Source organism: Streptomyces sp. NPDC058741 (assembly GCF_042746715.1).
Classification (GTDB): Bacteria; Actinomycetota; Actinomycetes; order Streptomycetales; family Streptomycetaceae; genus Streptomyces.
In genome coordinates this window covers 1-25253 of record NZ_JBHYQH010000006.1, presented here as the reverse complement: position 1 = coordinate 25253, position 25253 = coordinate 1, and the positions used below count along the sequence as shown (strand labels likewise).

General features: G+C 73.9%; 22 protein-coding genes and 1 pseudogene. 15 read left to right on the top strand and 8 right to left on the bottom strand.

Annotated features, from left to right (window positions below; genetic code table 11):
• Positions 1 to 528: enoyl-CoA hydratase-related protein (locus ACFW6P_RS06785; protein WP_386423083.1), on the top strand; the 528-nt coding region annotated here is incomplete at its 5' end.
• Positions 516 to 1127, top strand: coding sequence for a TetR/AcrR family transcriptional regulator (locus ACFW6P_RS06780; RefSeq protein WP_386423081.1), 612 nt, complete (start codon positions 516 to 518; stop codon positions 1125 to 1127). The genes ACFW6P_RS06785 and ACFW6P_RS06780, both read left to right, overlap by 13 nt.
• Before the next feature lie 27 nt (positions 1128 to 1154).
• On the opposite strand, the gene pdxH is transcribed toward ACFW6P_RS06780, so the two are convergent.
• Positions 1155 to 1823: a pyridoxamine 5'-phosphate oxidase gene (gene pdxH, locus ACFW6P_RS06775; protein ID WP_386347042.1), complete on the bottom strand. Its 669-nt coding sequence runs from the start codon at positions 1821 to 1823 to the stop codon at positions 1155 to 1157.
• 289 nt (positions 1824 to 2112) lie between these two features.
• On the opposite strand from pdxH, the gene ACFW6P_RS06770 reads away from it, so the two are divergent.
• From ACFW6P_RS06770 to ACFW6P_RS06760, 3 genes are all read left to right on the top strand, one after another.
• A complete protein-coding gene (locus tag ACFW6P_RS06770; protein WP_386347040.1) occupies positions 2113 to 3213 on the top strand; it encodes a citrate synthase 2 in 1101 nt (366 codons plus the stop codon).
• A gap of 314 nt (positions 3214 to 3527) precedes the next feature.
• Entirely contained in the window at positions 3528 to 3935 is a 408-nt protein-coding gene (locus tag ACFW6P_RS06765) for a RidA family protein (RefSeq protein WP_386347039.1), read from the top strand.
• A 137-nt stretch (positions 3936 to 4072) separates the two neighbouring features.
• A complete protein-coding gene (locus ACFW6P_RS06760; protein ID WP_386347037.1) occupies positions 4073 to 5470 on the top strand; it encodes a PAS domain-containing protein in 1398 nt (465 codons plus the stop codon).
• A gap of 18 nt (positions 5471 to 5488) precedes the next feature.
• On the opposite strand, the gene ACFW6P_RS06755 is transcribed toward ACFW6P_RS06760, so the two are convergent.
• The gene (locus tag ACFW6P_RS06755; RefSeq protein ID WP_386347035.1) at positions 5489 to 6244 is read right to left on the bottom strand and encodes an SIS domain-containing protein; all 756 of its coding nucleotides are present in this window, start codon (positions 6242 to 6244) and stop codon (positions 5489 to 5491) included.
• A 214-nt stretch (positions 6245 to 6458) separates the two neighbouring features.
• Between ACFW6P_RS06755 and ACFW6P_RS06750 the strand changes: the two genes are divergently transcribed.
• Both ACFW6P_RS06750 and ACFW6P_RS06745 read left to right on the top strand, forming a co-directional pair.
• Complete coding sequence (locus ACFW6P_RS06750; protein WP_283971932.1) at positions 6459 to 7151, top strand: metal-dependent transcriptional regulator; 693 nt, start codon at positions 6459 to 6461, stop codon at positions 7149 to 7151.
• A 945-nt stretch (positions 7152 to 8096) separates the two neighbouring features.
• On the top strand, positions 8097 to 8999 hold the full coding sequence (locus tag ACFW6P_RS06745; RefSeq protein WP_386347032.1) for an alpha/beta fold hydrolase: 903 nt from the start codon (positions 8097 to 8099) through the stop codon (positions 8997 to 8999).
• 338 nt (positions 9000 to 9337) lie between these two features.
• On the opposite strand, the pseudogene ACFW6P_RS06740 reads toward ACFW6P_RS06745, so the two are convergent.
• Positions 9338 to 9604: pseudogene (locus ACFW6P_RS06740) on the bottom strand (ATP-binding cassette domain-containing protein); the annotation flags it as partial.
• Positions 9605 to 9874: 270 nt separating this feature from the next.
• Between ACFW6P_RS06740 and ACFW6P_RS06735 the strand changes: the two are divergent.
• Positions 9875 to 11260 (top strand): transcriptional regulator, encoded by a 1386-nt coding sequence (locus ACFW6P_RS06735; RefSeq protein WP_386347030.1) that lies wholly within the window; start codon positions 9875 to 9877, stop codon positions 11258 to 11260.
• A gap of 201 nt (positions 11261 to 11461) precedes the next feature.
• Positions 11462 to 13180, top strand: a complete 1719-nt coding sequence (locus tag ACFW6P_RS06730) for a hypothetical protein (protein ID WP_386423079.1) — start codon at positions 11462 to 11464, stop codon at positions 13178 to 13180.
• A 40-nt stretch (positions 13181 to 13220) separates the two neighbouring features.
• Here the strand turns inward: ACFW6P_RS06730 and ACFW6P_RS06725 are convergent, their stop codons facing one another.
• A complete protein-coding gene (locus ACFW6P_RS06725) occupies positions 13221 to 14531 on the bottom strand; it encodes an ABC transporter substrate-binding protein (protein ID WP_386423077.1) in 1311 nt (436 codons plus the stop codon).
• Between the two features lie 117 nt (positions 14532 to 14648).
• On the opposite strand from ACFW6P_RS06725, the gene ACFW6P_RS06720 reads away from it, so the two are divergent.
• Both ACFW6P_RS06720 and purU read left to right on the top strand, forming a co-directional pair.
• Positions 14649 to 15149 carry a hypothetical protein gene (locus ACFW6P_RS06720; protein WP_386347024.1) on the top strand — a complete coding sequence of 167 codons (501 nt, stop codon included), beginning with the start codon at positions 14649 to 14651 and terminating at the stop codon, positions 15147 to 15149.
• Positions 15150 to 15195: 46 nt separating this feature from the next.
• A complete protein-coding gene (gene purU / locus ACFW6P_RS06715) occupies positions 15196 to 16077 on the top strand; it encodes a formyltetrahydrofolate deformylase (protein WP_386347022.1) in 882 nt (293 codons plus the stop codon).
• Between the two features lie 96 nt (positions 16078 to 16173).
• On the opposite strand, the gene ACFW6P_RS06710 is transcribed toward purU, so the two are convergent.
• Positions 16174 to 17538, bottom strand: a complete 1365-nt coding sequence (locus ACFW6P_RS06710; RefSeq protein ID WP_386423075.1) for a maleylpyruvate isomerase N-terminal domain-containing protein — start codon at positions 17536 to 17538, stop codon at positions 16174 to 16176.
• On the bottom strand, positions 17535 to 18116 hold the full coding sequence (locus ACFW6P_RS06705) for a sigma-70 family RNA polymerase sigma factor (RefSeq protein ID WP_386423073.1): 582 nt from the start codon (positions 18114 to 18116) through the stop codon (positions 17535 to 17537). Before ACFW6P_RS06705 ends, ACFW6P_RS06710 begins: the two co-directional genes overlap by 4 nt.
• Before the next feature lie 361 nt (positions 18117 to 18477).
• Between ACFW6P_RS06705 and ACFW6P_RS06700 the strand changes: the two genes are divergently transcribed.
• From ACFW6P_RS06700 to ACFW6P_RS06690, 3 genes are all read left to right on the top strand, one after another.
• Entirely contained in the window at positions 18478 to 18858 is a 381-nt protein-coding gene (locus ACFW6P_RS06700) for an STAS domain-containing protein (RefSeq protein WP_386423072.1), read from the top strand.
• A gap of 169 nt (positions 18859 to 19027) precedes the next feature.
• Positions 19028 to 19540: an EF-hand domain-containing protein gene (locus tag ACFW6P_RS06695; protein WP_386423070.1), complete on the top strand. Its 513-nt coding sequence runs from the start codon at positions 19028 to 19030 to the stop codon at positions 19538 to 19540.
• An 851-nt stretch (positions 19541 to 20391) separates the two neighbouring features.
• Positions 20392 to 20880: an ATP-binding protein gene (locus ACFW6P_RS06690; protein WP_386423162.1), complete on the top strand. Its 489-nt coding sequence runs from the start codon at positions 20392 to 20394 to the stop codon at positions 20878 to 20880.
• Positions 20881 to 21299: 419 nt separating this feature from the next.
• Here the strand turns inward: ACFW6P_RS06690 and ACFW6P_RS06685 are convergent, their stop codons facing one another.
• Positions 21300 to 22334, bottom strand: coding sequence for a GlxA family transcriptional regulator (locus tag ACFW6P_RS06685; protein WP_386423068.1), 1035 nt, complete (start codon positions 22332 to 22334; stop codon positions 21300 to 21302).
• Positions 22335 to 22405: 71 nt separating this feature from the next.
• Between ACFW6P_RS06685 and ACFW6P_RS06680 the strand changes: the two genes are divergently transcribed.
• Positions 22406 to 23707, top strand: coding sequence for an MFS transporter (locus ACFW6P_RS06680; protein ID WP_386423067.1), 1302 nt, complete (start codon positions 22406 to 22408; stop codon positions 23705 to 23707).
• A 31-nt stretch (positions 23708 to 23738) separates the two neighbouring features.
• On the opposite strand, the gene ACFW6P_RS06675 is transcribed toward ACFW6P_RS06680, so the two are convergent.
• A complete protein-coding gene (locus ACFW6P_RS06675) occupies positions 23739 to 24944 on the bottom strand; it encodes a flavin-containing monooxygenase (protein WP_386423066.1) in 1206 nt (401 codons plus the stop codon).
• Positions 24945 to 25253: the final 309 nt, after the last annotated feature.

The following is a 25253-nucleotide window of genomic DNA, read 5'->3' as shown; positions in this document are numbered from 1 at the left end:
GAGCCCGGCCCCCTGCTCGCCCTCCCCCGCCAGATCGCCTCCTACCCCCGCCCGGTCGTGGCCCGCGTCACGGGCCACGTCCGCGCCGGCGGCCTCGGCCTCCTGGCCGCCTGCGACATCGCCGCCGCCTCCACGGCGGCCACCTTCGCCTTCACGGAGGTCCGCATCGGCGTGGCGCCCGCGGTCATCTCCCTGCCGCTGCTGCCCCGCGCCGACCCGCGCGCCCTCGCGCGCTACTACCTCACCGGCGAACGCTTCGACGCCCCGGCCGCGACCGCGACGGGCCTGCTCAGCACGTACGCCGACGACGTCGACACGGCCCTGGCGCCCATCCTCGACGGCCTGCGCGCCTCCGCCCCCGACGCCCTGGCCGAGACGAAACGACTGCTCACGGCTAGGGTGCTGGAAACCTTCGACCGGGACGCGGCCCACCTGACCGCGCTCTCGGCCCGGCTGTTCGGCTCCCCGCAGGCACGCGAGGGGATGACGGCCTTCCTCGAACGACGGGATGCGGCATGGGTGGTGTGAGCGCGGTCGACCGTGCGGAGAGAGTCCCCAAACAGGACCGCAGCCGGGCCACCCGGCAGCGGCTCCTGGAAGCAGCCGTGTCCTGCCTGGCCGAACACGGCTGGGCGGGGTCCACGGTCGCCGTCGTCGCCGAACGCGCCGGCGTCTCCCGCGGTGCCGCCCAGCACCACTTCCCGACCCGCGAGGACCTGATCACGGCGGCCGTCGAGTACGTCGCCGAGGAGCGCTCCACCGCCCTGCGCGCCCTGTTCCCCGAGGGCGCCGCCGGCGACCGCCACGCCGTCGTCGCCGCCCTGGTCGACCTCTACACCGGCCCGCTGTTCCGCGCCGCCCTCCACCTCTGGGTCGCCGCCTCCAACGAGGAGCAGCTGCGCCCCCGCGTCACCGAGCTCGAGTCCCGCGTCGGCCGCGAGACCCACCGCATAGCCGTCGAGCTCCTCGCCGCCGACGAGTCCGTCCCCGGCGTCCGCGAGACGGTCCAGGGCCTGCTCGACATGGCCCGCGGCCTGGGCCTGGCCAACCTCCTCACGGACGACGCGGCCCGGCGCGAACATGTGGTGGCCCAGTGGGCGGGGCTGCTGGAGGAGGCGCTGGGCTGACGGCGGTGCCGGCCCGGCTCCACCGCCTCAGGGACTGAGCCGCTCCACCCGCCAGCTGCCGTCGTGCTGCTCGACGTACCGCAGCCGGTCGTGCAGCCGGTTCTCGCGGCCCTGCCAGAACTCCACCGTCTGCGGCGCCACGCGGAACCCGCCCCAGTGCGGCGGGACCGGGACCTGCTCGCCCTCGGGGTAGCGCTCGGCCAGCTCGGCGTAGGCCACGTCGAGGTCGGCGCGCGTGGCGATCACGGACGACTGGACGCTGGCCCACGCCCCCAGCTGGGAGCCGTGCGGCCGGGTGCGGAAGTACGCCGCCGTCTCGTCCCGGCCGGTGCGCCGCGCGACCCCGGACACGATGACCTGCCGGGCCATCGGGTGCCAGGGGAAGAGCAGCGAGACGTACGGGTTCTCCGCCAGGTCGCGCGCCTTGCGGGAGTCGTAGTTCGTGTAGAAGACGAAGCCGTGCTCGTCGAAGTGCTTGAGCAGCACCGTGCGGGAGCTGGGCCGCCCCTCGGCGTCGGCCGTCGACACGATCATGGCGTTCGGCTCGAACAGCCCGCCGTCGGTCGCGGCCTGCCCGAACCAGCGCGCGAACTGCTCGACGGGCGTGGCGGCCAGCTCGTTCTGGGAGAGCCCCTCGGCCCGGTAGTGCTTGCGCATCGAGGCCAGATCGAAGGGGACGGCGTCGCGGTCGGTCACCCGGTCATCTTGCCGTATGCGCGGTATGCACGGTGTCCTTCGTCACTGACTGGCACTGAGTGCCGTGAACCCTCCCCAAAGGTGGCACTCGGGGATATCGTTTCCCTGCCGTTCCGGTTGGGTGACCGCCGGCCGTACGGGGCACCACAGGGTCAGCCGGCCAGGACCGCGAGTCGCCGCAGACGGCCGCGGATCCTCGGGACGGCCGCCCGCTGCGCAAGCCGACCGACACCTGGTGCGTCCGTCCCACCCGACACCATCTGTCACTTACCTCATGAGGAGCCGCCTGATGTCCGACTTCGTACCCGGGCTCGAGGGAGTCGTCGCGTTCGAGACGGAGATCGCCGAACCGGACAAGGAGGGCGGCGCCCTCCGGTACCGGGGCGTCGACATCGAGGACCTCGTCGGCCACGTCTCCTTCGGCAACGTCTGGGGCCTGCTCGTCGACGGCGCCTTCAATCCCGGCCTGCCGCCCGCCGAGCCGTTCCCCATCCCCGTCCACTCCGGCGACATCCGCGTCGACGTGCAGTCCGCGCTGGCGATGCTGGCCCCGGTCTGGGGCCTGAAACCGCTCCTCGACATCGACGTGGAGGAGGCCCGCGACGACCTGGCCCGGGCGGCTGTCATGGCCCTGTCCTACGTGGCCCAGTCGGCCCGCGGCCAGGGCCTGCCCATGGTGCCGCAGCGCGAGATCGACAAGGCCCGCTCCGTCGTCGAGCGCTTCATGATCCGCTGGCGGGGCGAGCCGGACCCCAAGCACGTGGCGGCCGTCGACGCGTACTGGACGAGCGCCGCGGAGCACGGCATGAACGCCTCCACCTTCACGGCACGGGTCATCGCCTCGACCGGCGCGGACGTGGCCGCGGCGCTGTCGGGCGCGGTGGGCGCCATGTCCGGCCCCCTGCACGGCGGCGCCCCGTCCCGGGTGCTGCACATGATCGAGGAGATCGAGCGCACCGGCGACGCCGAGGCCTACGTCAAGAGGGCCCTCGACAAGGGCGAGCGCCTCATGGGCTTCGGCCACCGCGTCTACCGCGCGGAGGACCCGCGCGCCAGGGTGCTGCGCCGCACGGCCCGCGAGCTGGGAGCGCCCCGCTTCGAGGTCGCCGAGGCGCTGGAGAAGGCGGCCCTTGCGGAGCTGCACGCCCGCCGCCCCGACCGCGTCCTCGCCACCAACGTCGAGTTCTGGGCGGCCATCGTCCTGGACTTCGCCGAGGTCCCGGCGCACATGTTCACGTCCATGTTCACCTGCGCCCGGACGGCCGGCTGGTCGGCGCACATCCTGGAGCAGAAGCGCACGGGCCGCCTGGTCCGCCCCTCGGCCCGCTACACCGGCCCGGGCAGCCGCGACCCGCGCGAGATCGAGGGCTACGGCGACATCGCGCACTGACCCGTCGCCGCGTCACACGCAGACGACCCGCGAGTCCGGTCCTCCGTGAGGAGGAGCCGGCCGGACGTACCGGCGACTCGCGGGTCGGGTGACTGCCTGGGATTGGGCCGGCTGCGCGCTCCGATCACGCGCTGGTCCGGCACCGCACTGAGCGTGGTGACGGGCCGCTAGCCCGCAGCCACCTCTTCCGTCCGGTATGTGTACATCTGCCGAACCACCTCCCTTCTGAAGTGCTTGCCACCCTAAGGAGCGCTTCGCCGATCGCTCAACTGTTTTTTTCCGGAGATCTTGACAGGCCGTCTAGCGTGCGGCGTATGAAGCAGCAGCGGCGGGCGATTCTCAGTGGTTCGGTGTTCGAGGAGCGGATCGGGTACGCCCGGGCCGTGGTGGACGGCGACCGGGTGCACGTGTCGGGGACGACGGGGTTCGACTACTCGGACATGACGATCTCCGACGACGTGGTGGAGCAGGCGGCGCAGTGCCTGCGCAACGTGGGGGCGGCGCTGGCTCAGGCGGGGGCGACGTTCGCGGACGTGGTGCGGGTGCGGTACCTGCTGCCCGACCGGGAGGACTTCGAGCCGTGCTGGCCGGTCCTGCGGGAGTGCTTCGGCGAGGTGCTCCCGGCCGCGACGATGATGGTGTGCGGGCTGGCGGACCCGCGGATGAGGATCGAGATAGAGGTGGAGGCGCGCCGGGGGAGCGGTGCGGCTCCCGGGCGTTGACGCGGTGATCGGTCGCGTACAACGATTCTGTTCATGTTGTGGGAACTCGGTGTGCGCTGAGTCACGTTCCAGTTGAATGAAACGCACGCGGCGAACCGACGTGCCGTACGTGCGGACGCAGCCTGCAGGGGGTCCAGGTGAGTGCTTCCCGGCATAGTGGGACCACCGACGAGCTGGGGCCGGACGAGCCCGGGCGGGACGGGTCGGATGGTTCGGATCTGCTTGCCGCTCTGCTCGACGGCATGGACGCGGCGCTGTGCGCCTTCGACGCCGACGGGGTCGTCACGCACTGGAACCGCGAGGCCGAGCGCATCCTGGGCTGGAGCCCCGAGGAGGCGGTGGGCCGCCGCGGCCTCGCCGGATGGGCCCTGCGCAGCGCGGACGCCGAGGAGGTCGAGGGGCGGCTGCTGTCGGCGATGCACGCCCCCGGCCGGCAGGTGCACGAGTTCGCGCTGCTGACCAAGGACGGCGGGCGGGTGCTCGTACGGACGCAGTCGGCGGCCGTGCGGGGGGCCGACGGGAAGCCGGCGGGGGTGTACTGCGCGTTCAGCGAGGTGCACGCGCAGATCGACCTGGAGCGGTCGATCGCGCTCAGCGAGGCACTGTTCGAGGACGCCGGCTGGGGTGTCGTGCTGGTGGACGTGGACCTGCGTCCGGCCGTGGTGAACGCGCACGCGGCGCGGGCGCTGGGCATCGGCCGTACGTCGGTGCTGGGACGGCCGCTCGGGGAGCTGCTGTCGCAGGGGGTGGAGGAGCTGGAGTCCGCGCTGCAGCACGTGCTGGCGGAGGGCGCGCCCCCCGCGCCGGCCGAGGTGTGGGTGAGTGTGCGCACGCCGGAGGGGGAGCGGCGCCGGTGCTGGCGCAGCGGCTTCCTGCGGCTGGCGTCGCCGCTGGCGGAGGAGCCGGTGCCGCTGGGCGTGGGCTGGCTGTTCCAGGACGTGACGGATCTGAAGCAGGGCGAGCAGGAGGCGTCGCTGCTGCGGTTCCGGGCGCAGCAGCTGCACCGGGCGTCGCGGGCGGCCGCGGAGTGCGAGGACCCGGCGGAGGCGGCGACCGTCCACCTGGACTTCGCCCTGGCCGGATTCGCCGACCACGCGTTGATCGACCGGGTGGCGGGCGGTGCCCCGGTGGACGGGGAATCCGAGGGTCCGGTGCGGCTGGTGCGGATGGCGGCGACGCCGGCCGGGGCTCCGGGGCCCAGCAGGCTGGCGGGCGGGCCGGGACTGCCCGTGCGGTATCCGCAGGGGCATCCGGCGCTGCAGTGCGTGGAGCGCGTCGGGACGCTGCGGGCGAGCGCGGGACCGGTTCCGCCGCCGGAGGCGCGGGAGTGGGCGCTGGCCCGGCGGTGGCCGCCGGACGCGGTGCACGCCCTGTGCGCGGTGCTGCGCAGCCGGGGCCGCACGCTGGGCGTGGTGACGTTCCTGCGCGGCGCCGGCCGCGGCGCGTTCGAGCGGTCCGACGCGACGTACGCGGAGGACGTGGCGGTACGGGTCGCGGCGGCGCTGGATCTGGCGGGCCTGTCGGACGGTACGTGACCCGCCGGGGCGGCCGGCTCAGTGCCGGTAGAAGATCCGGTCCCCGTACCGCTCCATCACCCGGGCGTTCCAGTCGTGCCCGCCGTCGACGTTCCCGGAGCGCAGCAGCGGCGGTTCGACGCCCCGGTCGGCGAGGGTGGCGGCGGTCGTGGCCATGACGGCCTGGAGGAGGGCCGAGGTGACGACCGTGGAGGCCGGGGCGAAGGGGGCGGGCACCCTGTCGTGGGTGAGTTCCGCGTCCCCGACCGCGATCTTGGAGTCGAGCACGAGGTCGCAGTGGTCCTTGAGGTACGTGCCCGAGCTGTGCCGGGACGACGTCTGCGAGGCGTACGCCACCGAGGTCACGCCGATGACCTTGACGCCGAGGGTGCGTGCCTTCATGGCCATCTCCACGGGCAGGGCGTTGCGCCCGGACAGGGAGATGATCAGCAGGGCGTCGCCCGCGCGCAGCGGTGAGCTGTCGAGGACCGCGCTCGCGAGGCCGTCGACCCGTTCCAGGGCGGAGCCGAGGGGCGCGGGCATGACGTCGACGCCGACGGCACCGGGCACGGCGAGCAGGTTCATCAGGGCGAGGCCGCCGGCCCGGTAGACGAGGTCCTGGGCGGCGAGCGAGGAGTGCCCGGCGCCGAAGGCGAACAGGCGGCCGCCGTCGGCGACGGTGTCGGCGAGGAGCGCCCCGGCGGCCGTGATGCGGTCCGCCTCCTCGTCTCGGACCCGCCGCAGCAGTTCGATCGCGGCGTCGAGGAACTGACCGGCCGGCGTGCGGTCGCTCATACGGGCCCCTTCCGGCTGGCCTCGGCGGCTTGTGTCGCGCATCACGGTGCGGTCTGGACCACTGCTGTGTCAATACGGCCTCGCGGGCAGCTCCGCGGGCGCCGCTCCCTCCGGCGGCACGGTTGTCGGTGGCATCCGGCAGAATTGGGAGCAGGGCCAGCGCACGCGCCGGTGAGCCGTCCAGCCTCCGGCAGATCTCACTCGAGGGGCACGTATGTCCGGACTGATCGACACCACGGAGATGTATCTCCGCACCATCCTCGAGCTGGAAGAAGAGGGCGTGGTCCCCATGCGCGCCCGGATCGCCGAGCGGCTCGACCAGAGTGGGCCGACGGTCAGCCAGACCGTGGCGCGGATGGAGCGGGACGGCCTGGTGTCCGTCGCCAGCGACCGGCATCTGGAGCTCACCGACGAGGGGCGCCGCCTGGCCACGCGCGTGATGCGCAAGCACCGCCTCGCCGAGTGCCTGCTGGTCGACGTGATCGGCCTGGAGTGGGAGCAGGTCCACGCGGAGGCGTGCCGCTGGGAGCACGTGATGAGCGAGGCCGTGGAGCGCCGGGTGCTGGAGCTGCTGCGGCACCCGACGGAGTCGCCGTACGGCAACCCCATCCCGGGTCTCGAGGAGCTCGGCGAGAAGGACGGGGCCGACCCGTTCCTGGACGAGGGCATGGTGTCGCTGGCCAGCCTCGACCCGGGCGCCGAGGGCAAGACGGTCGTGGTCCGCCGCATCGGCGAGCCGATCCAGACGGACGCGCAGCTGATGTACACGCTGCGGCGGGCGGGCGTGCAGCCCGGCTCGGTGGTGAGTGTGACGGAGTCGCCGGGCGGCGTCCTGGTGGGCAGCGGCGGCGAGGCGGCCGAGCTGGAGTCGGACGTGGCCTCCCACGTGTTCGTGGCCAAGCCCTGAACCTGCCGGTGGCCTGACGGGCGGGGGACGGTGCGCCGACCGCCCGTGGCGGCGTGCCGGTCTGATCGGCGGACGGGGTGTGCCCACCGGGACGGCCCGTCCCGTCCCGGCCGGTCGCGGCCCGCGCCCTCTTCCGCCGGCTGGCCGTGTTCCCGGCCGGTGGTGGCCTGCGCCCTCTTCCGCCGGCTGGCCGTGTTCCCGGCCGGTGGTGGCCCGCGCCTCCCGTGTCCGGCCTGTCGTGTTCCCGGCCGGTGGTGGCCCGCGCCTCCCGTGTCCGGCCTGTCGTGTTCCCGGCCGGTGGTGGCCCGCGCCTCCCGTGTCCGGCCTGTCGTGTTCCCGGCCGGTGGTGGCCCGCGCGTGGTGTCAACTCCCCCTGTGCGCAGCGCGCTTGAGGAGGTGGCGTGATCCGTACCGAATCCGGGATTCAGTCCGTCGAAGGGCAGCGCTCGGAGGCATCCCGTGCGACGCTGTCGCGTGAGGCATATGACCTGAGGGGCTCTCGGCCGGGGTCCGGCGGTGATGCCGCCCGGCCGGGGAGGGGGCGGGAGGATGTGCCGTAGGGACGGAGAGGGCCCCGGCGCCCTGCGGCGCCGGGGCCCGTCCTCCCCTGTGCTGACCCGGAGCCCCGAGCTCTCAGGGTCATTCCCCTCGGACCGGTTTCCCCGAGCGGTCCGCCTCCCGCTGAAGATCTCCCCTCCACGGCGCCGATCAATCCCCGCCGATGGTCACTCGAACGAGGGGTGTTGCCGGCCGGAACGGCAACTTCGAAAGCGTATTCGATAGTCTGTGGACGGCGCGGGTCCGTGAACCGCGCACGTCGACGGATACTCAGGGCACAGGTTCACTCACGGAAACGGCACGACAGGGACAGCAGGCAGAGCACGGTTCACAGGACCGACCGGCCACAGCGGCCGCGGCCCGCGCGAAGCTTGGGGGTGCCAGGACATGGCGCGACGCATCGACGTGACCGGGACGGGCGGCGTACGCCTCGCGGCCTGGGAGTTCGGTGACCCGCCCAAGCCCGATCCGGCGCACGCGGACCAGGACGTGGAGGCACAGTGCGCCCAGAACGCGCAGGGCTCCCCGGGCGTGCTGTTACTGCACGGTCTGATGGGCCGCGCCTCGCACTGGGCGCCCACCGCCCGCTGGCTCTCCGGCCGCTACCGCGCGGTCGCCCTCGACCAGCGCGGCCACGGCCGCAGCGACAAGCCCCCGCAGGGCTCCTTCACCCGCGACGCCTACGTCGACGACGCCGAGGCCGTACTCGAACAGCTCGGCCTCGACCCGGTCGTCCTCATCGGCCACGCCATGGGCGCCCTGACCTCCTGGCAGCTCGCCGCCCGGCGCCCCGACCTGGTCCGCGGGCTGATCATCTGCGACATGCGGGCCTCCGCGCTCGGCGCCGCCTCCCAGCGTGAGTGGGACCAGTGGTTCACGTCCTGGCCGCTGCCCTTCGCCACGCTCGCCGACGTCCGCAAGTGGTTCGGCGAGGACGACCCCTGGGTGGAGCGGCCCAATCCGGCCCGCGGCGCGTTCTACGCCGAGTCGATGACCGAGTCCCCGGACGGCTGGCGCCCCGTCTTCGACCCGGAGCAGATGCTCCGCACCCGCGAGACCTGGGTGCACGACGCGCACTGGGAGGAGCTGGCGCAGGTCCGGTGCCCCGCCCTGGTCGTGCGCGGCCTCGACGGCGAGCTGGGCCGGGCCGAGGCCCAGGAGATGGTCCGCGTCCTGCCCCGCGGCCAGTACGCGGAGGTCGCCGACGCCGGTCACCTCGTGCACTACGACCAGCCGGAGGCCTGGCGCGCGGCCATCGAACCCTTCCTGGACGCGCTCGACGACGGCTGAGACCACCGCCCGCCTCACGCCTCACCCCTTGCTGACCGCCCCCAGGATCTCCGGCAGCCGCCGGGAGGTCCGCGGGGTGGCCAGCCGCAGCCCCACCGCGGTCAGCAACGCCCCGTAGGCGGTGCCGACGGGGAGCACCAGCCACGCGAGGCCGTCGCCGCCGCGCTCGGGTTCAGCCAGATCGTGAGCGCGATGACGGGCGCGCACAGCAGGGCGGCGGCCGTCCTCCCGCCGAAGACCGAGCTCCAGGCGAGCCCGGTCTGCCCGGGGGCGACGTTCCTGTAGCCCTCCTCCGGGATCGAGTAGGGGAAGCGGGCCGACGCCCACGCCCCGGTCGCCTCGAACGGCTCGTCCAAGAACAGCACTTCGGGATTGTGGAGGAGGGCGGCGGCCAGCCCGATCCTCTTGCGCATGCCGGTCGAGTAGTCGACGACCGGCTTGTGCCGGGCGCCGGCCAGGTCGAGGACGTCGAGCAGCTGCGTGGCACGCCGGTCCACCTCGGCACCGGGCAGACCACGCAACCGGCCGGAGTACGCCAGCAGTTCCCGCCCCGACAGCCGCTCGAACAACCGCAGTCCCTCGGGGAGCACCCCGATACGGGCCTGCGCGGGGAGGAGCACCGGCCCGGTGGCCGGGGCGCATGGGTGCATGTGCGGGGGCGCGCGGGAGGATCCGGGGCCGGGGCTGGGTAGCCACGAGGGGGGCCGGCAGCAGCCGCAACCCCGGCAATCCTCACATGCCTCGCATTTTCGCCTGGCCGGCGGGGCATTGATCTTCACGGCCGGATTCCTTCGCCGGGACGCGAGGGGGCCCCGGCCGCGGAAGACACGTCAACTCGGTGCGTGGGCAGGCACCGCAGCCACAGGGGGTACGCCATGGCCGCAAGGCCGCTTGTCGCCCGGCAGCCGAACGAACGGCTCCAGGCGCTCATCCAGGAAGCCGGATGCTCCAACGCCGGCCTCGCCCGCCGCGTCAACATGTGCGGGGCCGAACACGGACTCGACCTGCGCTACGACAAGACGTCCGTGGCGCGCTGGCTGCGCGGGCAGCAGCCGCGGGGCCGGGCCCCGGCGATCATCGCCGAGGCGCTGGGCCGCAAGCTCGGCCGTACGGTCACGATCGACGAGATCGGCATGGCCAACGGCAAGAACCTCGCCTCGGGCGTGGGCCTGCAGTTCTCCCCGACGGTCCTCGGGGCCATCGAGCAGGTCTGCGAGCTGTGGCGCAGCGACGTGGGGCGGCGGGACTTCCTGTCCGGCTCCTCGGTCGCCGCGTCCGCGCTCGTCGAGCCGAGCCGCGACTGGCTGATCTCGGCGCCGGACCCGCAGGTGTCGCGCTCGGCCGGGCCCCGGGTGGGGCAGTCCGACGTGCAGGCGGTGCGGGACATGACGCAGGCGCTCGTGGAGCTGGACCACCAGTACGGCAGCGGGCACGTGCGGCCCGTCGTCGTGCACTACCTCAACAGCGTGGTCTCCGGGCTGCTGGCGGGGTCGTACCGGGAGGCGGTGGGCCGGGACCTGTTCGCGGCGGTCGCGCGGCTGACCGAACTCGCCGGGTACATGGCCGTCGACTCCGGTCAGCCGGGCCTGGCGCAGCGCTACTACATCCAGGCCCTGCGGCTCGCGCAGGCGGCCGGGGACCGCGGCTACGGCGGCTACGTGCTGGCGGCCTCCATGAGCCACCTCGCCGCGCAGCTCGGAAACCCGCGGGAGATCGCGCAGTTGGCCAGGGCCGCGCAGGAGGGGGCGCGGGGGCGCGCGACGCCGCGCGCGGAGTCCATGTTCCTGGCGGCGGAGGCGCGCGGGCACGCCCTCATGGGCGACGCGCGCGCCGCCCAGTCCGCTGCGGGGCGCGCGATGAGCGCCCTGGAGGCGGCCGATCCGGCCGCCGGGGACGACCCGGTGTGGATCGCGCACTTCGACGAGGCGTATCTCGCCGACGAGTTGGCGCACTGCCACCGGGACCTCGGGCAGGCGGACGCGGCGGCGCGGTGCGCGCAGGAGTCCCTGGCCGGGCATCCCGAGACGCGGGCGCGGCGCCGGGCCATCGGCTATGTGCTGCTCGCCACGGCACAGGTGCAGCAGCGCGAGATCGAGGAGGCGTGCAACACGGGCATGAAGGCCGTCGAACTGCTGGAGGGGCTCCGCTCCAACCGGGGCGCCGAGTACCTGGAGGACTTCCAGCAGCGGCTGGAGCCCTATCAGGACGAGGCGGTGGTAAGGGAGTTCGGGGCGCGGCTGGAGCTGCAGGCCGCCGCGTGAACACACGGTGCGCGGATGCGTGAACACGCGGGAAACGGCCGCCCGGCGCGCGGGAGGTGAGGAAGGCGGCGTGCCGTGACCCGCTGGTGTTACCGCGCTCGCAGGGCGGGAGGCCGGGTCCCGTGCTGCGTGGCACCGGGCTCCGGGGACCCGGTAGCGTGACCCGACGATTCACAAGGTCCCCCATGGCTAGGAGTCCCGGTGACGCAGAGTGGACAGGGCGAGGAGCCCTCGGCGCGCCCCGCGCGCGAAGGCATCGTGCTGCCCTCCGACGGTGGCGAGCCCCTGCTGCCGGGCGCGGCGGGCGGCCCCGGCGAGGCCCACCGGCCCGCCCAGCCCGCGGCCCCCGACGAGGGCCGCACGTGGGGCCAGCCCTGGGGCCCCGACCAGCAGACCCCGCCCCAGCCGGGCCAGACCTGGCAGCCCCCGCAGCAACAGCAGCAGTGGGGTACGCCGGAGCAGCCGGCGTGGGACGACCGGCACCAGGCGCCCGGCGCGCTCCCCCCGGAGGGCGCCCAGCCCCCGAACGCGTACTCCGCACAGCCGCCCGCGGGCGGCGACCCCTACGGCTCGTACGGCACCCAGGGCGGCGCATCCCCGCTGCCCCCCGAGGGGGCGGGGCACGGCGGCCCGCAGCAGCAGGTCACCCACGGATACGGCTCTCCCGCCGGAGGCGGCCTGCCGCAGGCCGCCGACGCGTACGGCTCCCCGGCCGGGCCGGGCCCGTTGCCGCAGGCCCCGGACGCGTACGGGAACCCCGCGGCGGGCGGCCCGGCGCCGTCGCACGGGGGCCCCTACGGTGCGGCAGGCGGCGGAGGCCCGCAGCAGCCCTCCGACGAGGCCGCGACCCGGTACATACCCCCCGTCGCACCGGACGCGAACGCCGCGCCCACGCAGTACCTGCCGCCCGTCGCCCCCGGAGCCGACGAGGGGGCGACGCAGTACATACCCCCGGTCCGGTCCGGCACCATGCCGCCCGAGTCGTCCTCCGGGGAGGACCCCGAGGCGACGCGGTTCCTGGGAACCGGCCCGCTGGCCGGAGCGGGAGCCGGGCCGCTGCAGCCCGCCTCGAACCCGGACGCCGAGGCGACGCAGTACATGGCGCCGGTGCCCGGCGGGGACCAGCAGCCTCCCGACGACTTCGGGCACCTCTTCCGCAGCGACCAGGGCGCCGCCGGCCCGGCCGGGGCCACGCAGCAGCTGCCCCGCATCGAGGAGCCGCAGCCCGCGTACGCCGCTGCGCAGCCCTCCCGCACCCCGCCCGGCGGGGGCCGCTCGCGCGGCGGCCGCACCGGCTCGCGCGTCCCCGTCATCGCCGCAGTCGGCGTCGGCATCGCCGTCCTCGGCGTCGGCGCCGGAGCGCTGCTCGCCGGCGGCGGAGGCGACGACGGGGAGGGCGACGACAACAAGACCGTGGCCGCCTCCGCACCCGCCACGGAGGACTCCGCCTCACCCTCCGCCGACCCGGCCCGTGCCCAGGCGGTCGAGCTGGACAAGCTGCTCGCCGACAGCGGCGACAGCCGCAGCACCGTGATCAACGCGGTCGCCGACGTCAAGGGCTGCGACAACCTCGCCCAGGCCGCCAAGGACCTGCGCGAGGCGGCCAAGCAGCGCAACCAGCTGGTCACCCGGCTCCGCGGCATCGAGGTCGACAAGCTGCCCGACCACGCCGCGCTGACCACCGCCCTCACCAAGGCCTGGCAGGCCTCGGCCGCGGCCGACGACCACTACGCCGCCTGGGCCGACCAGGCCGCCGGGAAGAAGGGCTGCAAGAAGGACCAGGCCCGTGTCACCGGCCAGACGCAGGCCGGCAACCGCGCCAGCGGCGTCGCGAGCAGCGAGAAGGCCAAGGCGGCCGCGCTGTGGAACGGCATCGCGAAGTCGTACGGCCTGACCGAGCGCCAGCCGACGCAGCTGTGACCGGGACGGCCGGGGCGGCGCGGACCGCCGCCCCGGCCGCTCAGTAGGTCACGTCGGCGTCCTGCAGGGTCCGCGTGGTGTCGACGAAGCCCTTGCGCGCCGACACCAGCCGTCCTGCCCGCACCACCTGGAGGGTCACGTCGGCGTTGACCAGCCGCGGGAAGCCGACCGAGGCGAGCTCGTCCTGGAACTGCCACCGCAGCATCGGTGTGAGCCCGCCCGTGTCGATGCGCAGGCCGTCGTCGAGGGCCTGCCTCACCGAGTCGGCGGTCACCTCCGCGTCTCCGAGGGACTCGACGGCCTTCCGGAACACCGTGTAGGCGATCCACGTGGTCTGCACACCGGCGTCCGCGGGGTCGATGCGGTTGTCGCCGAAGGCCTCCTCGCGGATCACCCGCTTCATCGCGTCCCAGCGCGGGTCGCTCGCCACCGGGTACCAGCCGGTGATGTACGAGCCCTCGTACGGCCCCGACGCCCCGCCGGTCGCGTCGATCACCGTCTGGTCGACACTGCCGAGCACGGTGGCGGTCCGGACCTCGTGGTGGTCCGCGCGGGCCCTGCGGAAGGAGTCCATGAAGGTGCCGGTGCGGTCCCCGAGCGCGGGCACCACACAGCCCTCCCGCGCGGGGTCCCGGGTCGTCGCGCGCAGCGCCCGCTCGGCCTGCCCGTCGTACTCGGTGGCGTCCTCGGCCGCCCGCTCGTCCCGCGAGGCCTCGTGGCCGCCCGCCTTCAGGCCCGAGTCGAGCAGCGGCGGCAGCTGGTCGCCCGCGATGGTGTCGGGCCGGACCAGCACGACCGGCCCGCAGTCGGCGAGCGCGCTGCCGAGTCCGGCCAGCAGCGCGGGCTGACCCCCGTTGACCGGGTACGACAGCGGGCTGGTGAACTCGGCGTTGGTGATGCCGTAGCCGCCGATGTAGGGGATGCCCGCGCCCTCCAGGGACGGGAAGAAGGAGTCGGCGTACTGGCTGTAGGATCCGACGACCGCGACCACGTTCTCCTTGGCGGCCCGCCGGGCGCACTTCGCGGCGGCCACGCTGTCGTTGTGGTCGTTGCAGGTGACCACGTTGAGCTCGCGGCCGTTGATCCCGCCGTTGGCGTTGACCCAGCGGGCGTAGGCGCGGGCGAAGGCGGGCATGCCGGGCTTGTTGGTGGCCTTGGTCTTCTCCGGCGCCCACGTCATCACGGTGATCGGGGCGTCCCCGGCGCCCCCCGTGGCACCGGGGACGACCCCGCAGCCGGCGAGGAGCGAGACACACGCGGCCGCCGCGCCCGCGGCGAGGACGCCTTTTCTGGCGTGACGGGTGAGGAGTCCGGGGAGGAATGTGCTGCGAGTGTGTCGCCTTCCGGTCATGTTTCCGCACGATTCCGCCACACGGCTAACCGGCGAGTGATCGCTGTTCAATAATTCGTGACATACAGGTGAATTGCGGGGGTCGGTGTGATCGATGTGGAGGGGAACGTACGATCGATGACCGTGCAAGCTTCGGAGAACCCTTCCCGACGTGGCCGTCGCTCCTCCACCATGGGCGGCATGCCTGTCAACGACATGCCGTGGTGGCGCTGGCGCAGCAACGTGCGCTCGGCGCTGCACATGCTCTCCGACCCCGGGTTCCAGCGGGACGTCTGGCTGGCCGGCGTGGACGGCTACGGGGACGTGACCGACGCGGTCTACCGGCTGGTGGAGGACACCTGGCTGGACCACTGGTCCGCAGAGAAGTACGTCGGCACGATCTTCCGTGACCCGCAGGAGGCCGCCCTCGTCGACACGGCCGTGCTGCGGGTGCTGCGGATCATGCACCAGGTCGGGCCGGACGCCCCCGTCGCCGCCTACCTGGAGCACGAGGGATGGCCGGAGGCGGTCCGGGCGGCCCGGGAGGCGCACGTACGGCTCGCCGCGAGCGACGGCGAGGAGCCGGACACGCCGCCGCGCAGCCTGGAGGTGCTGCGGATCATGACGAGGTCCGCCTAGCGGAACGATTGCCGGGGCCGCGGCCCCTTGTGGGAACCTGTCCCGCATGAACGAGCAGTCCACCAGCGCCGCGGCCCCGCCCGACCAGTACGTCCTCACCCTCTCCTGCCCGGACAGGAAGGGCATCGTGCACGCCGTGTCGAGCTACCTGTTCATGACCGGCTGCAACATCGAGGACAGCCAGCAGTTCGGCGACCACGACACGGGACTGTTCTTCATGCGGGTCCACTTCTCGGCGGACGCCCCCGTGACGGTGGAGAAGCTGCGGGCCAGCTTCGCCGCCATCGGTGACTCCTTCCAGATGGACTGGCAGATCAACCGGGGCGACGAGGGGATGCGCATCCTGCTGATGGTCAGCAGGTTCGGGCACTGCCTGAACGACCTGCTGTTCCGCGCGCGGATCGGGGCGCTGCCGGTGGAGATCGCCGGTGTGGTCTCCAACCACACGGACTTTGCGGAGCTCGTGGCGTCCTACAACATCCCCTTCCATCACATCCCGGTGACCAGGGACACCAAGCCGGAGGCCGAGGCGCGGCTGCTGGAGATCGTGCGCGAGGAGGGCGTGGAGCTGGTCGTGCTGGCCCGCTACATGCAGGTCCTCTCGGACGACCTGTGCAAACGGCTGAGCGGGCGGATCATCAACATCCACCACTCGTTCCTGCCGAGCTTCAAGGGCGCGAAGCCGTACCACCAGGCGCACGCCCGGGGCGTGAAGCTGATCGGGGCCACGGCTCACTACGTCACGGCCGACCTCGACGAAGGGCCGATCATCGAGCAGGAGGTCGAGCGCGTCGGGCACGACGTCACGCCGGACCAGCTGGTGGCGATCGGGCGGGACGTGGAGTGCCAGGCGCTGGCGCGGGCCGTGAAGTGGCACGCCGAGCGGCGGATCCTGCTCAACGGGCGGCGGACGGTCGTCTTCGCCTAGAGGTTCGGGGCGTTCCGTCGCGCGGGCGGGTGCGGGTGGTGCGTGGCGTGCGCGCGGTTTCCCGCGCCCCTGGGGGCGTTTCCCCGCGGCCGGTCGCTACATCCTGCTCAGTGACGCGGCCGCCTGGAGGACATCCCTGATCGCCTCCGTGTCCCCGACCTGGCCCGCCGCCGCCTCCTGCGGAGGGACGTGGCCGGCGGCCAGGCGGCAGAACTCGACGCCGTCCAGGGCGACATGGGCCACCTCGTACTCGGCGGAGCCCTTCGCCGCGGGGGAGTCCAGCGGGATCAGCCACTCGCCGCCGCCCGAGCCCTCGATCTCCAGCCGGAGGCTGCGGCCCGGTTCGCCCGCGGCCACCAGGTGGCGGTGGCGGACTGCGGTCGCGAGGCCGGCCTGGCGGCGGTGGGCCAGGGCCGTCGGCAGCATGCGTGCCGCCAGGTCGATCATGCGGTGCAGGTGGCGCGGTGAGGGCGGGTCGTAGGGGTAGTCGACGGCGCCCGCGATGTCCTCGGCGTGCACCCAGCACTCGAAGGCCCGGTCGAGCATGGCGTCGTGCAGGGGCAGTTCGAAGTCCCCGTACGGGATCGGCAGCCGTCCTGCGCCGCCGCCGGTGAAGGACACCGTGCGCACCAGGTTGTGGCTCTGCTCCCGCCAGGGCGTGCGCACGGCACGGGTGGGCGACACCTGGGAGGCGCGCCAGTACGCCTCGGTGCGGGCCGCCGGGGTCGGGCGCTGCGCCCGGACCTCGCCGAGCGGGTCGTCCAGGCCGAGCGCGACCGACACCAGCCCGTCCACGCTGAGCAGATGGGCGATGACCCCGGCGACGGTGGTCCGGCGGGTCGTCGGCTCCCCGCCCCGGAACCAGCGCAGCCGGACGGGAGCGTGCCACTCGGCCTCGCCGAAGTCCTGCAGCAGGGCGTCCAGGCGCGCGGTCTCGGCGTCGTACGCGGTGGCCCAGTCCGGCACCGGGATGCGGGGCGGGCGCCGCTCCAGGCAGCTCTCCAGCACGCGCGTCCGCAGGCCCGGGTCCAGGTCGAGGCTCTCGGGCCGCTGCAGCAGCCCGACCGCCTCGCGCAGCCGCCGGGCCTCGTCGGCGCACGTGCCGCACGCGCCGAGGTGTTCCTCGACGGCGGTGGCCTCCTCGGCCGAGCAGGCGGCCAGCGCCCAGGCGCCGATGAGGGACTTCAGCACGGTGTGCTCGAACACGGGGCGTGCCGGTGCCGTGTCGCCGAGGTCCGCCGGCGCGGGCAGCGGCCCGCCGTCCTCGACGGAACCCCGGGGCGGGGGGATGCGCGGCGGCCGGTCCGGTCCGGAGTCCTCGGGGCCGCCCGGCCCGTTCGGGACGCCGTGATCGCCCGAACCGGCCGGCGGGGTCGGGGCGCCGGTCCCGTCCGGCTCCTCGTGGCCGCCGCCCTCCCCCTCAGGGTCGCCGTACGCCTCGAAACGGTCCGGGCCGTTCACGCCGCACCCCCGTATCCGGGCGGTGCGCCCGGGGCCTGCGTGTCGTGGGCGGTGGAGAGCAACTGCAGGCCGAGGCGCAGGCGGCGGCGGGCCTCGTCCTGCGTGATGCCGAGGTCGGTGGCGGTCTGGCGGTAGTCGCGGCGCTGGAAGTAGGCCCGCTCCAGCGCCGAGCGCAGCGGTGCAGGCATGGACTGGACGATGTAGTCGGCGCGGGCGGCGACGGCGGCGCTGCGCACCCGCTGCTCCAGCTCCTCGGCGCTGCCGGAGCCTTCGAGGGCGCGTGCGGCGGTCTCCGTGGTACGCAACCGCTGCACCGCGAGCCGGTGGGTCAGCGTGGCGACCCAGGTGCGCAGCGGGCCCTGCCGGGGGTCGTAGGAGTCGGGGTGTTCCCAGACGTGGACGAAGACCTCGCGGGTGATGCCGTCGGCTGCGTGTTCGTCGCCGAGGACGCGGTGGGCGAGGCCGTGCACGAGGGAGGCGAACCGGTCGTAGAGCTCGCAGAGGGCGGCGGTCTCCCCGCGGGCGAGACGCTGCTGCATCGTGCGGTCCCAGCGCGGCGGTACGTCCTCCCTCGCCATGCGGCCCCCTCACCCCCTGCTCGTGTCGCGCGCCCGTGTCCTGTCCGGCCTGTCCCGGCTCTCCTCGAATGTAGTCGGCACGCACGGCGGCGCACGCCCCTTTGCGGCAATGTGCGCCCCCTGACCGGCCGCAGGTGGTAAGGGCCCGCCGACCTTCGTGCCGCATTCCTTCGGGGCCGCGCCTACCCCGTCGCCCTCCGATCAGACCTGACGGAAGGGGATCGAACGGGATCGAAGTCGACTGAAACAAGCCGCTTCTGTGGGGGATCCGTTTTTCGGGTCGCGTTTCGGGGAAACGCCCGCTGGGCAGCCGCGCTGCAAGGAAGCGTAGGTACTGCTTCCGTTTCGGCGAGCGAGGGGCTTGGTGGTGACCTTCAAAGTGACCGGCGGGGAGCAGGGCGAATGGGCCCTGCTCCGAGTGTCGGGCGAGCTGGACCTGATGACGTCGCCGTTGCTGCGGCAGCGGGTGCACGACGTGGTGGCCGAGGGGCACCACTGCCTCGTCCTCGACCTGTCCGAGGTGTTCTTCTGCGACTCCAGCGGAGTGGGCGTGCTGATCGCCGCCCGCCGGCTGATCCGCTCCTGCCAGGGCCGGCTGCGGATGGTGCTGCCCGCCCGGGGCGCGGCCGACGGGTCCCACGTCAACCGGGTCCTCGGCGCGCTGGGCGTGCGCAGGCTGTTCGACGTCTACGGCGATGTGGAGGAGGCCCTGGGCGACGAGGGCGAACCGCTGTCCGCGTGAGGTCGCGGTGACGCACCGCAGGCCGACCGCCGCCGTTCCGCCACGCCGTTGTCCCGGAATCACCCCGGTCCCGGCACAAGTGACGTCATCCCGCGCCCGAACCGCTCCCTCCGTCGTACGCTCCGAGCGATAGGCACCCCACCCGACGTTAAGGCGGCCCGAGACAGACATGGTCAGCAGCGAGAACGAGCGCAGGATCGCCGGCCGGTTCGCCACCTTCGACCAGGACGGCAACGGCTACATCGACCGCGAGGACTTCTACGGAGCGGCCAAGGCGCTGCTCGGGGAGTTCGCCGTGGCGGCCCGCTCCGACAAGGGGCAGGCGCTGTACGGCGGCGCCGAGGCCTTCTGGCAGGGCATGGCGGGGATCGCGGACCGCGACGGCGACCAGCGCATCACACGCGAGGAGTTCGTCAACGGCGCGCTCAAGCGCCTGCGCGACAACCCCGACCGGTTCGCCGAGATCGCCCGGCCCTTCCTGCACGCGGCACTCGACGTCGCCGGCTCCGACGGGGACGGCACCGCGACGGTCGAGCAGGCCGCCCGCGTCCTGAAGTGCCTCGGAGTACCCGAGGAGACCGCCGGCCTGGCCGCCGCCGCCCTCGACGCCGACGGCGACGGCAGGGTGGGCGAGGCCGAGGTCGTACCCGCCTTCGCCCGCTACTTCACGGTGCCCGAGTAGGTGCCCGAGTAGTCGCCCCCGTCTCCGGCCGGACCGAGCCGGCCTTCCACCGGGCCCGGGTGGGCGCCCACCGCGCCCCCACCGGGCCCGGTTCGCTCCCACCGCACGGTCCGGCCGGGCGCGTTCAGGGGCCCGCACCCCGCGACCGCGTGAACGCCTTCCCGAACGGCGGCCGTTGGCCAAGCCCCTGCCGCCCCAAGTGCCCGGCACCGCGAGGGAAGCGCAACACGCCCGGCCGTGCGCGCAGTTCGGCCGACCGTCGGGCCTGCCCGCGCCGACGGGGCCGACGTGCGCCGCGCCGAAGCCGTCCGCGGATGCCACGCGCGCACAGGTTCGAACCCACCGTGCGAGCGGTGTGACGGAGAGTGAAGGGACCCGCGAGTGTGACCTGGTGAGAGAAACGGGCCGAAGTGCCTTCTGGCTGGGCCGTCGTCATCAGAGCCGGGAAGGATGTCGCGGATCGTGGCACACCGTGATCACGGAGCGTGGGGATCGGCTTGTGTCCGCCCTGTGACTCGTCACCGCCCGGAGTCGACGGCCGCTCCGGTACCTTGTGACAGATGCGAGTGGCTCTGAGCGTGGTGGGACCCGGTGGCACCGCCTGTTCGACTGCCTGTGGCGAGCGTCGCACAGTATGCCGCACGGGTACTCCTTCGCGCTGGAATATGCCCGAAGCGCTTGTTGGCGTGACTGTACGTCAACCATGCTGTCCCACAGGGAATTCACGTTCCGTGATTCCTGTCCCGGCCACTGTTCTGGCCATGCAGAAAATGGCTACGATCGTGGCCCTCGTGAGGCGCGAGCCTAAGTGTCCGCCGGTTCGGATGGTGTGAGCGGTGCAGGTGCTTCAAGTGCAGCTGGAGATCCGGCCCGACCCCGCAGAGGTGGGGCGTGCCCGGCGGTGGGCCCGCTCCCGCCTGGCCGGGTCGGGTATACAGGCCGATGAGCCGCTCGCCGAGACACTGGTCCTGCTCGTCTCCGAGCTCGTCACCAACGCCGTGGTCCACACCGGCCGTCCCGCGGTGCTCAGGCTGTCGCTGCCGCCCGCGGTGACGGAGCAGGCCACGGTCCGCCTCGAGGTCGCCGACCGCAGCGGCCGGGCCCCCGTGCCGCGGTGCGTCGGCGACGGGGCGACCGGCGGGCGGGGCCTCGCTCTCGTCGACGGCCTCGCCGACCGCTGGGGCTGGAGCGTGGAGGCCACCGGCAAGCGCATCTGGTGCGAACTGGACCGGTGCGCGAGTTCCCGCGACCTCACCGCGTCGTGCGGGGCAGGCGCGGTCCCCTACGGCGGTGCCGGCGGAGCCGCCTGCGAGGGCCTCGCCGCGTACGAGGCGGTGTAGGGCCGCCCTCGCCCGGGGCACGGGTGCACGCCGGGCCGGCCCGCCCCCGCGGAGGCTGCGGCGATGCGCCGGGACGTGCTTCCGTGCGCGCCCATGCCGAAAGCCGCATAAGCCCCGAATGCCCTGAAGGCTGTTGACGCGTCGTGACGATGTGCTCACGCTGATGAGCAGCGATTCGCCGCGAGGGGACGGCGAGGGCCCCGGACGCCGGCGGCCCTCGGTGAGTGCGAGTCGTGATGCGGCGCCGGCTTCCTCCGGGGGCGGGGAAGCCGGGGCGGGAGCGCCGGAGTCGGGTGGCGGCGCGTGCTGCCGTGCTCGGGGCGAGCGGCACGGCGCCGCCATCCAGTTGCGGCCCGCCGCCGCCCGACCACCCGGCACATGTTGTCCACAGCCTGTGGACAACATGTGCCGGGTGGTCCTCACCCCTCGGCCGGAACGGCCGCCTCGTCTTCTCGTCCGGAGGGCGTGGCCGGGCCGTTGTCCGCCCGGAACGTGCGCCGGTAGGTGGTGGGGGTGACGCCCAGGGCCGCCTGGAGGTGCTGGCGCATCGACTGGGCCGTGCCGAAACCCGCCTCCCGGGCCACCTGGTCGACGGAGCGGTCGGTGGACTCCAGCAGGTACCGGGCCCGTTCGACGCGCTGCCGGGTGAGCCACTGGCCCGGGCTGACGCCGGTCTCCTCGCGGAAGCGGCGGGTGAAGGTGCGCACCGACATGGACTCCTGGGCGGCCATGTCGCGCAGCTGGATCGGCTCGTGGAGGCGGCCCAGGGCCCAGGCGCGGGCGGTGGTGGTGGAGGCCTGCTGCGGGTCCGGGACCGGGCGCGCGATGTACTGCGCCTGACCGCCGTCGCGGTGGGGCGGCACGACCGTGCGGCGGGCCACGTCGTTGGCGACGGCGGCGCCGTGGTCGCGGCGCACGATGTGCAGGCACAGATCGATGCCGGCCGCGACGCCCGCCGAGGTCAGGACGTCGCCGTCGTCGATGAACAGCACGTCCGGGTCGACCCTCACCCGCGGGAAGAGCCGCTGGAGCTGGTCAGCCTCCGCCCAGTGCGTGGTGGCGGGACGGCCGTCGAGGTAGCCCGCGGCGGCCAGGACCTGGGCGCCGCTGCAGATGGAGGCCAGCCGGGTGCCCGGCCGGATGCGGGCGAGGGCGGCGGCGAGGTCCTCCGTCAGCACACCCTCGGGGCCGAGCGCGTACGACGCCGGGACGATCACCGTGTCGGCGGTGGCCAGGGCCTCCGGGCCGTGGGGGACGTGGACGGCGAAGTCGGCGTCCGTCTCGACCGGGCCGGGCGGCCGGACGGAGCAGGTCACGACCTCGTACAGCGACCGGCCCCGGTCGTCGCGGGAGCGGCCGAAGATGCGGTGCGGGATGCCCAGTTCGAAGGGCAGCAGCCCGTCGAGGGCGAGGACGACGACGCGATGGGGGCGGAACACCGTCTCACGGCTCATGGCCTGATCCTAGCGAATGCTGTCTCTCGGGCCACTCGCTGCGGGAACGCGGGGACCTGATGCTCTAGGGCGTGACCCAGACAACCGAAGCAGCGGCCGTCGAGCAGCCGCCGAAGCCCCGTCGCCGTCGTGTGCACCGCGCCTGGTTCGTCGCCGCCGTCACCTTCGTGACGATCATCGGCGCGGCCGCCTTCCGTTCCGTCCCCGGACTGCTCATCGACCCGCTGCACGACGACTTCGGCTGGTCGCGCGGCACGATCGGCGCGGCGGTCTCCGTCAACCTCGCGCTGTACGGGCTGACGGCCCCGTTCGCGGCGGCCCTGATGGACCGGTTCGGCATCCGGCGGGTGGTCGCGGTCGCGCTCACCGTGATCGCGCTCGGCTCGGGACTGACCGTCTGGATGACGGCGGCCTGGCAACTGATGCTCTGCTGGGGCCTGCTGGTCGGCCTCGGCTCCGGCTCCATGGCGCTGGCGTTCGCGGCGACCGTCACCAACCGCTGGTTCACCGAGCGGCGCGGTCTGGTCAGCGGCATCCTCACCGCCGCCTCGGCGTCCGGGCAGCTGATCTTCCTGCCGCTGCTGTCCTGGATCGTGGCCACGTACGACTGGCGCCCGGCCGCCGTCACGGTCGCGCTCGCGGCACTGGCCGTCGTCCCGTTCGTCTGGCTCCTGCTGCACGACCACCCCGCCGACGTGGGCCAGAAGCCCTACGGGGCGGCCGACTTCGTGCCCAAGCCGGCACCCGTTCCCGGGGCCGCGCGCCGGGCGGTGACGGTCCTCCTCTCGGCCCTGCGCACCGGCCCGTTCTGGCTGCTCGCCGGCACCTTCGCGATCTGCGGCGCCTCCACCAACGGGCTGATCCAGACCCACTTCATCCCCGCGGCCCACGACCACCACATGCCCGTCACGGCCGCCGCCTCCCTGCTCGCGGTCATCGGCGTGTTCGACGTCGTCGGCACGATCGCCTCCGGCTGGTTCACCGACCGCTTCGAGCCGCGCCGCCTGCTGGCGGTCTACTACGCGCTGCGAGGCGTCTCCCTGCTGTTCCTCCCGATCCTGCTGGCCCCCGAGGTCCGCCCGCCGATGGTCTTCTTCATCGTCTTCTACGGCCTCGACTGGGTCGCCACGGTCCCGCCGACCCTCGCCCTGTGCCGCGAGCAGTACGGCGAGGACAGCGCCATCGTCTTCGGCTGGGTGCTCGCCTCCCACCAGGTCGGCGCGGCCCTGGTGGCCTTCCTCGGCGGCGCGGCGCGGGACGCCTTCGGCTCGTACGACGTGGTCTGGTACGCCTCGGGGGCGCTGTGCGCGGCGGCGGCGCTGATGGCGCTGGTGATCCGGCGGAGGCCGGCGGACGTGGTCGTCGCGGCCTGAGGTGGCGCCGGGTCCCGGCGGAGCCGGCCGGTCAGCCGGGCAGCCGGGACACCCGCCCCGAGCGGTCGCGTGCGACGGCCTTCGCGATCCTCACCGCGTCGATCGCCGTCTCGCGCAGGTTGCCGCTGATCGGGTTGGTGAAGCCCGTGAAGTACAGCCCCGGGGCGTTGCGCGGGGTGCGGGCGCCGCGGACGACCGGCCTGCCGCGGCTGTCGAGCACGTCCAGGTGGCCGACGAGGTCCTCCAGGGCACGGACGTACCCGGTCGCGGCGATCACGGCGTCGGGGGATATCCGGGTGCCGTCGGCCAGCAGGACCTTGCCTCCGTCCTCGAAGCCCTCCACGGCGGCCACGATCTCGACCCGGCCCTTGCGCACGGCGTCGGTCAGCCCGACGTCCTGCACCGGGATCGCCCCCTGCTTCACCCTGCTGTACAACCCGGTGTCGGGGCGCGGCAGCCCGTGGGCCGACAGGTCGGGCACGGCCACCTTGGCCTGCACCCGGGAGACGCGGTCGACCAGGCCGACCGGCAGCCGGCGGACGAGGATGCCGCTGTACTGGGCGGCCCAGCCGGCGGTCGAGCGGCGCACGAGGTGGGGGACGGTCCGCACGGCCAGCCGGACCCGGGAGGCGCCGCTGTCCACCAGGTCGACGGCGATCTCGGCGCCGGTGTTGCCGACGCCGACGACGAGGACGTCCCGGCCGGCGTACGGCTTCCCGTTGCGGTACTCGCCGGCGTGCAGGAACTCCCCGGTGAAGGCGGCCCGGCCGGGCCAGTCCGGCAGCCGCGGGGTGTGGTTGAAGCCCGTGGCGACGACGACCGCGGCACCGGTCAGCTCCCGTCCGCCGGTGGCGTGCAGCAGCCAGCCCGTGCCGTCGGGGGCCGGCTCGACCCGGGACACCTCGACACCGGTGACGATCTCGAGGCGGTGGTGCTCGGCGTACTTCTCCAGGTACCGCACCACGTCGTCGCGGGACACCCACCGCCCGAACCGTCGGGGCATCGGCAGCCCGGGCAGGGCGGACAGGCGGCGCGTGGTGTGCAGGCGCAGCCGGTCGTAGTGGCGGCGCCAGGACGCCCCGACGCGGTCGGACTTCTCCAGGACGACGGCCCGTACGCCCCGGGCGCGCAGCGCGTACGCGGCGGAGAGCCCGCCGGGGCCGCCGCCGATGACGTAGACGGGGCGGTCGGGCGGGGGCTGCGCGGTGAGCTGGGTGGGGGGTGTGGAGTCGGCCATGAGCGCGAGCGTAATCACGGGCCTGGTTGATGGGTCTCGGTCAAGACCGGAATTGGTTGCGGATTGATCACGACTGTGGAAGGGCGGGACGGGCTCGGTGGTGCGGCGGGCCGGGATGTGGCGGGGCGGTGATCGTTTCGGTGAGGCCGGAGGCCAGAGGTCCGTGCCCAGACCCCAGAGGCCGGTGCCGTGCCGGGGGCGGGGGCCCCCCCGGGGGGGGGGCCCCCCCGGGCCGCCGCCGATCCCCCCGGGGGCGCCGCTCACCCCCCCGCCGCGACGACGCCAGGACCCGTGGGGTCAGGCCTGACC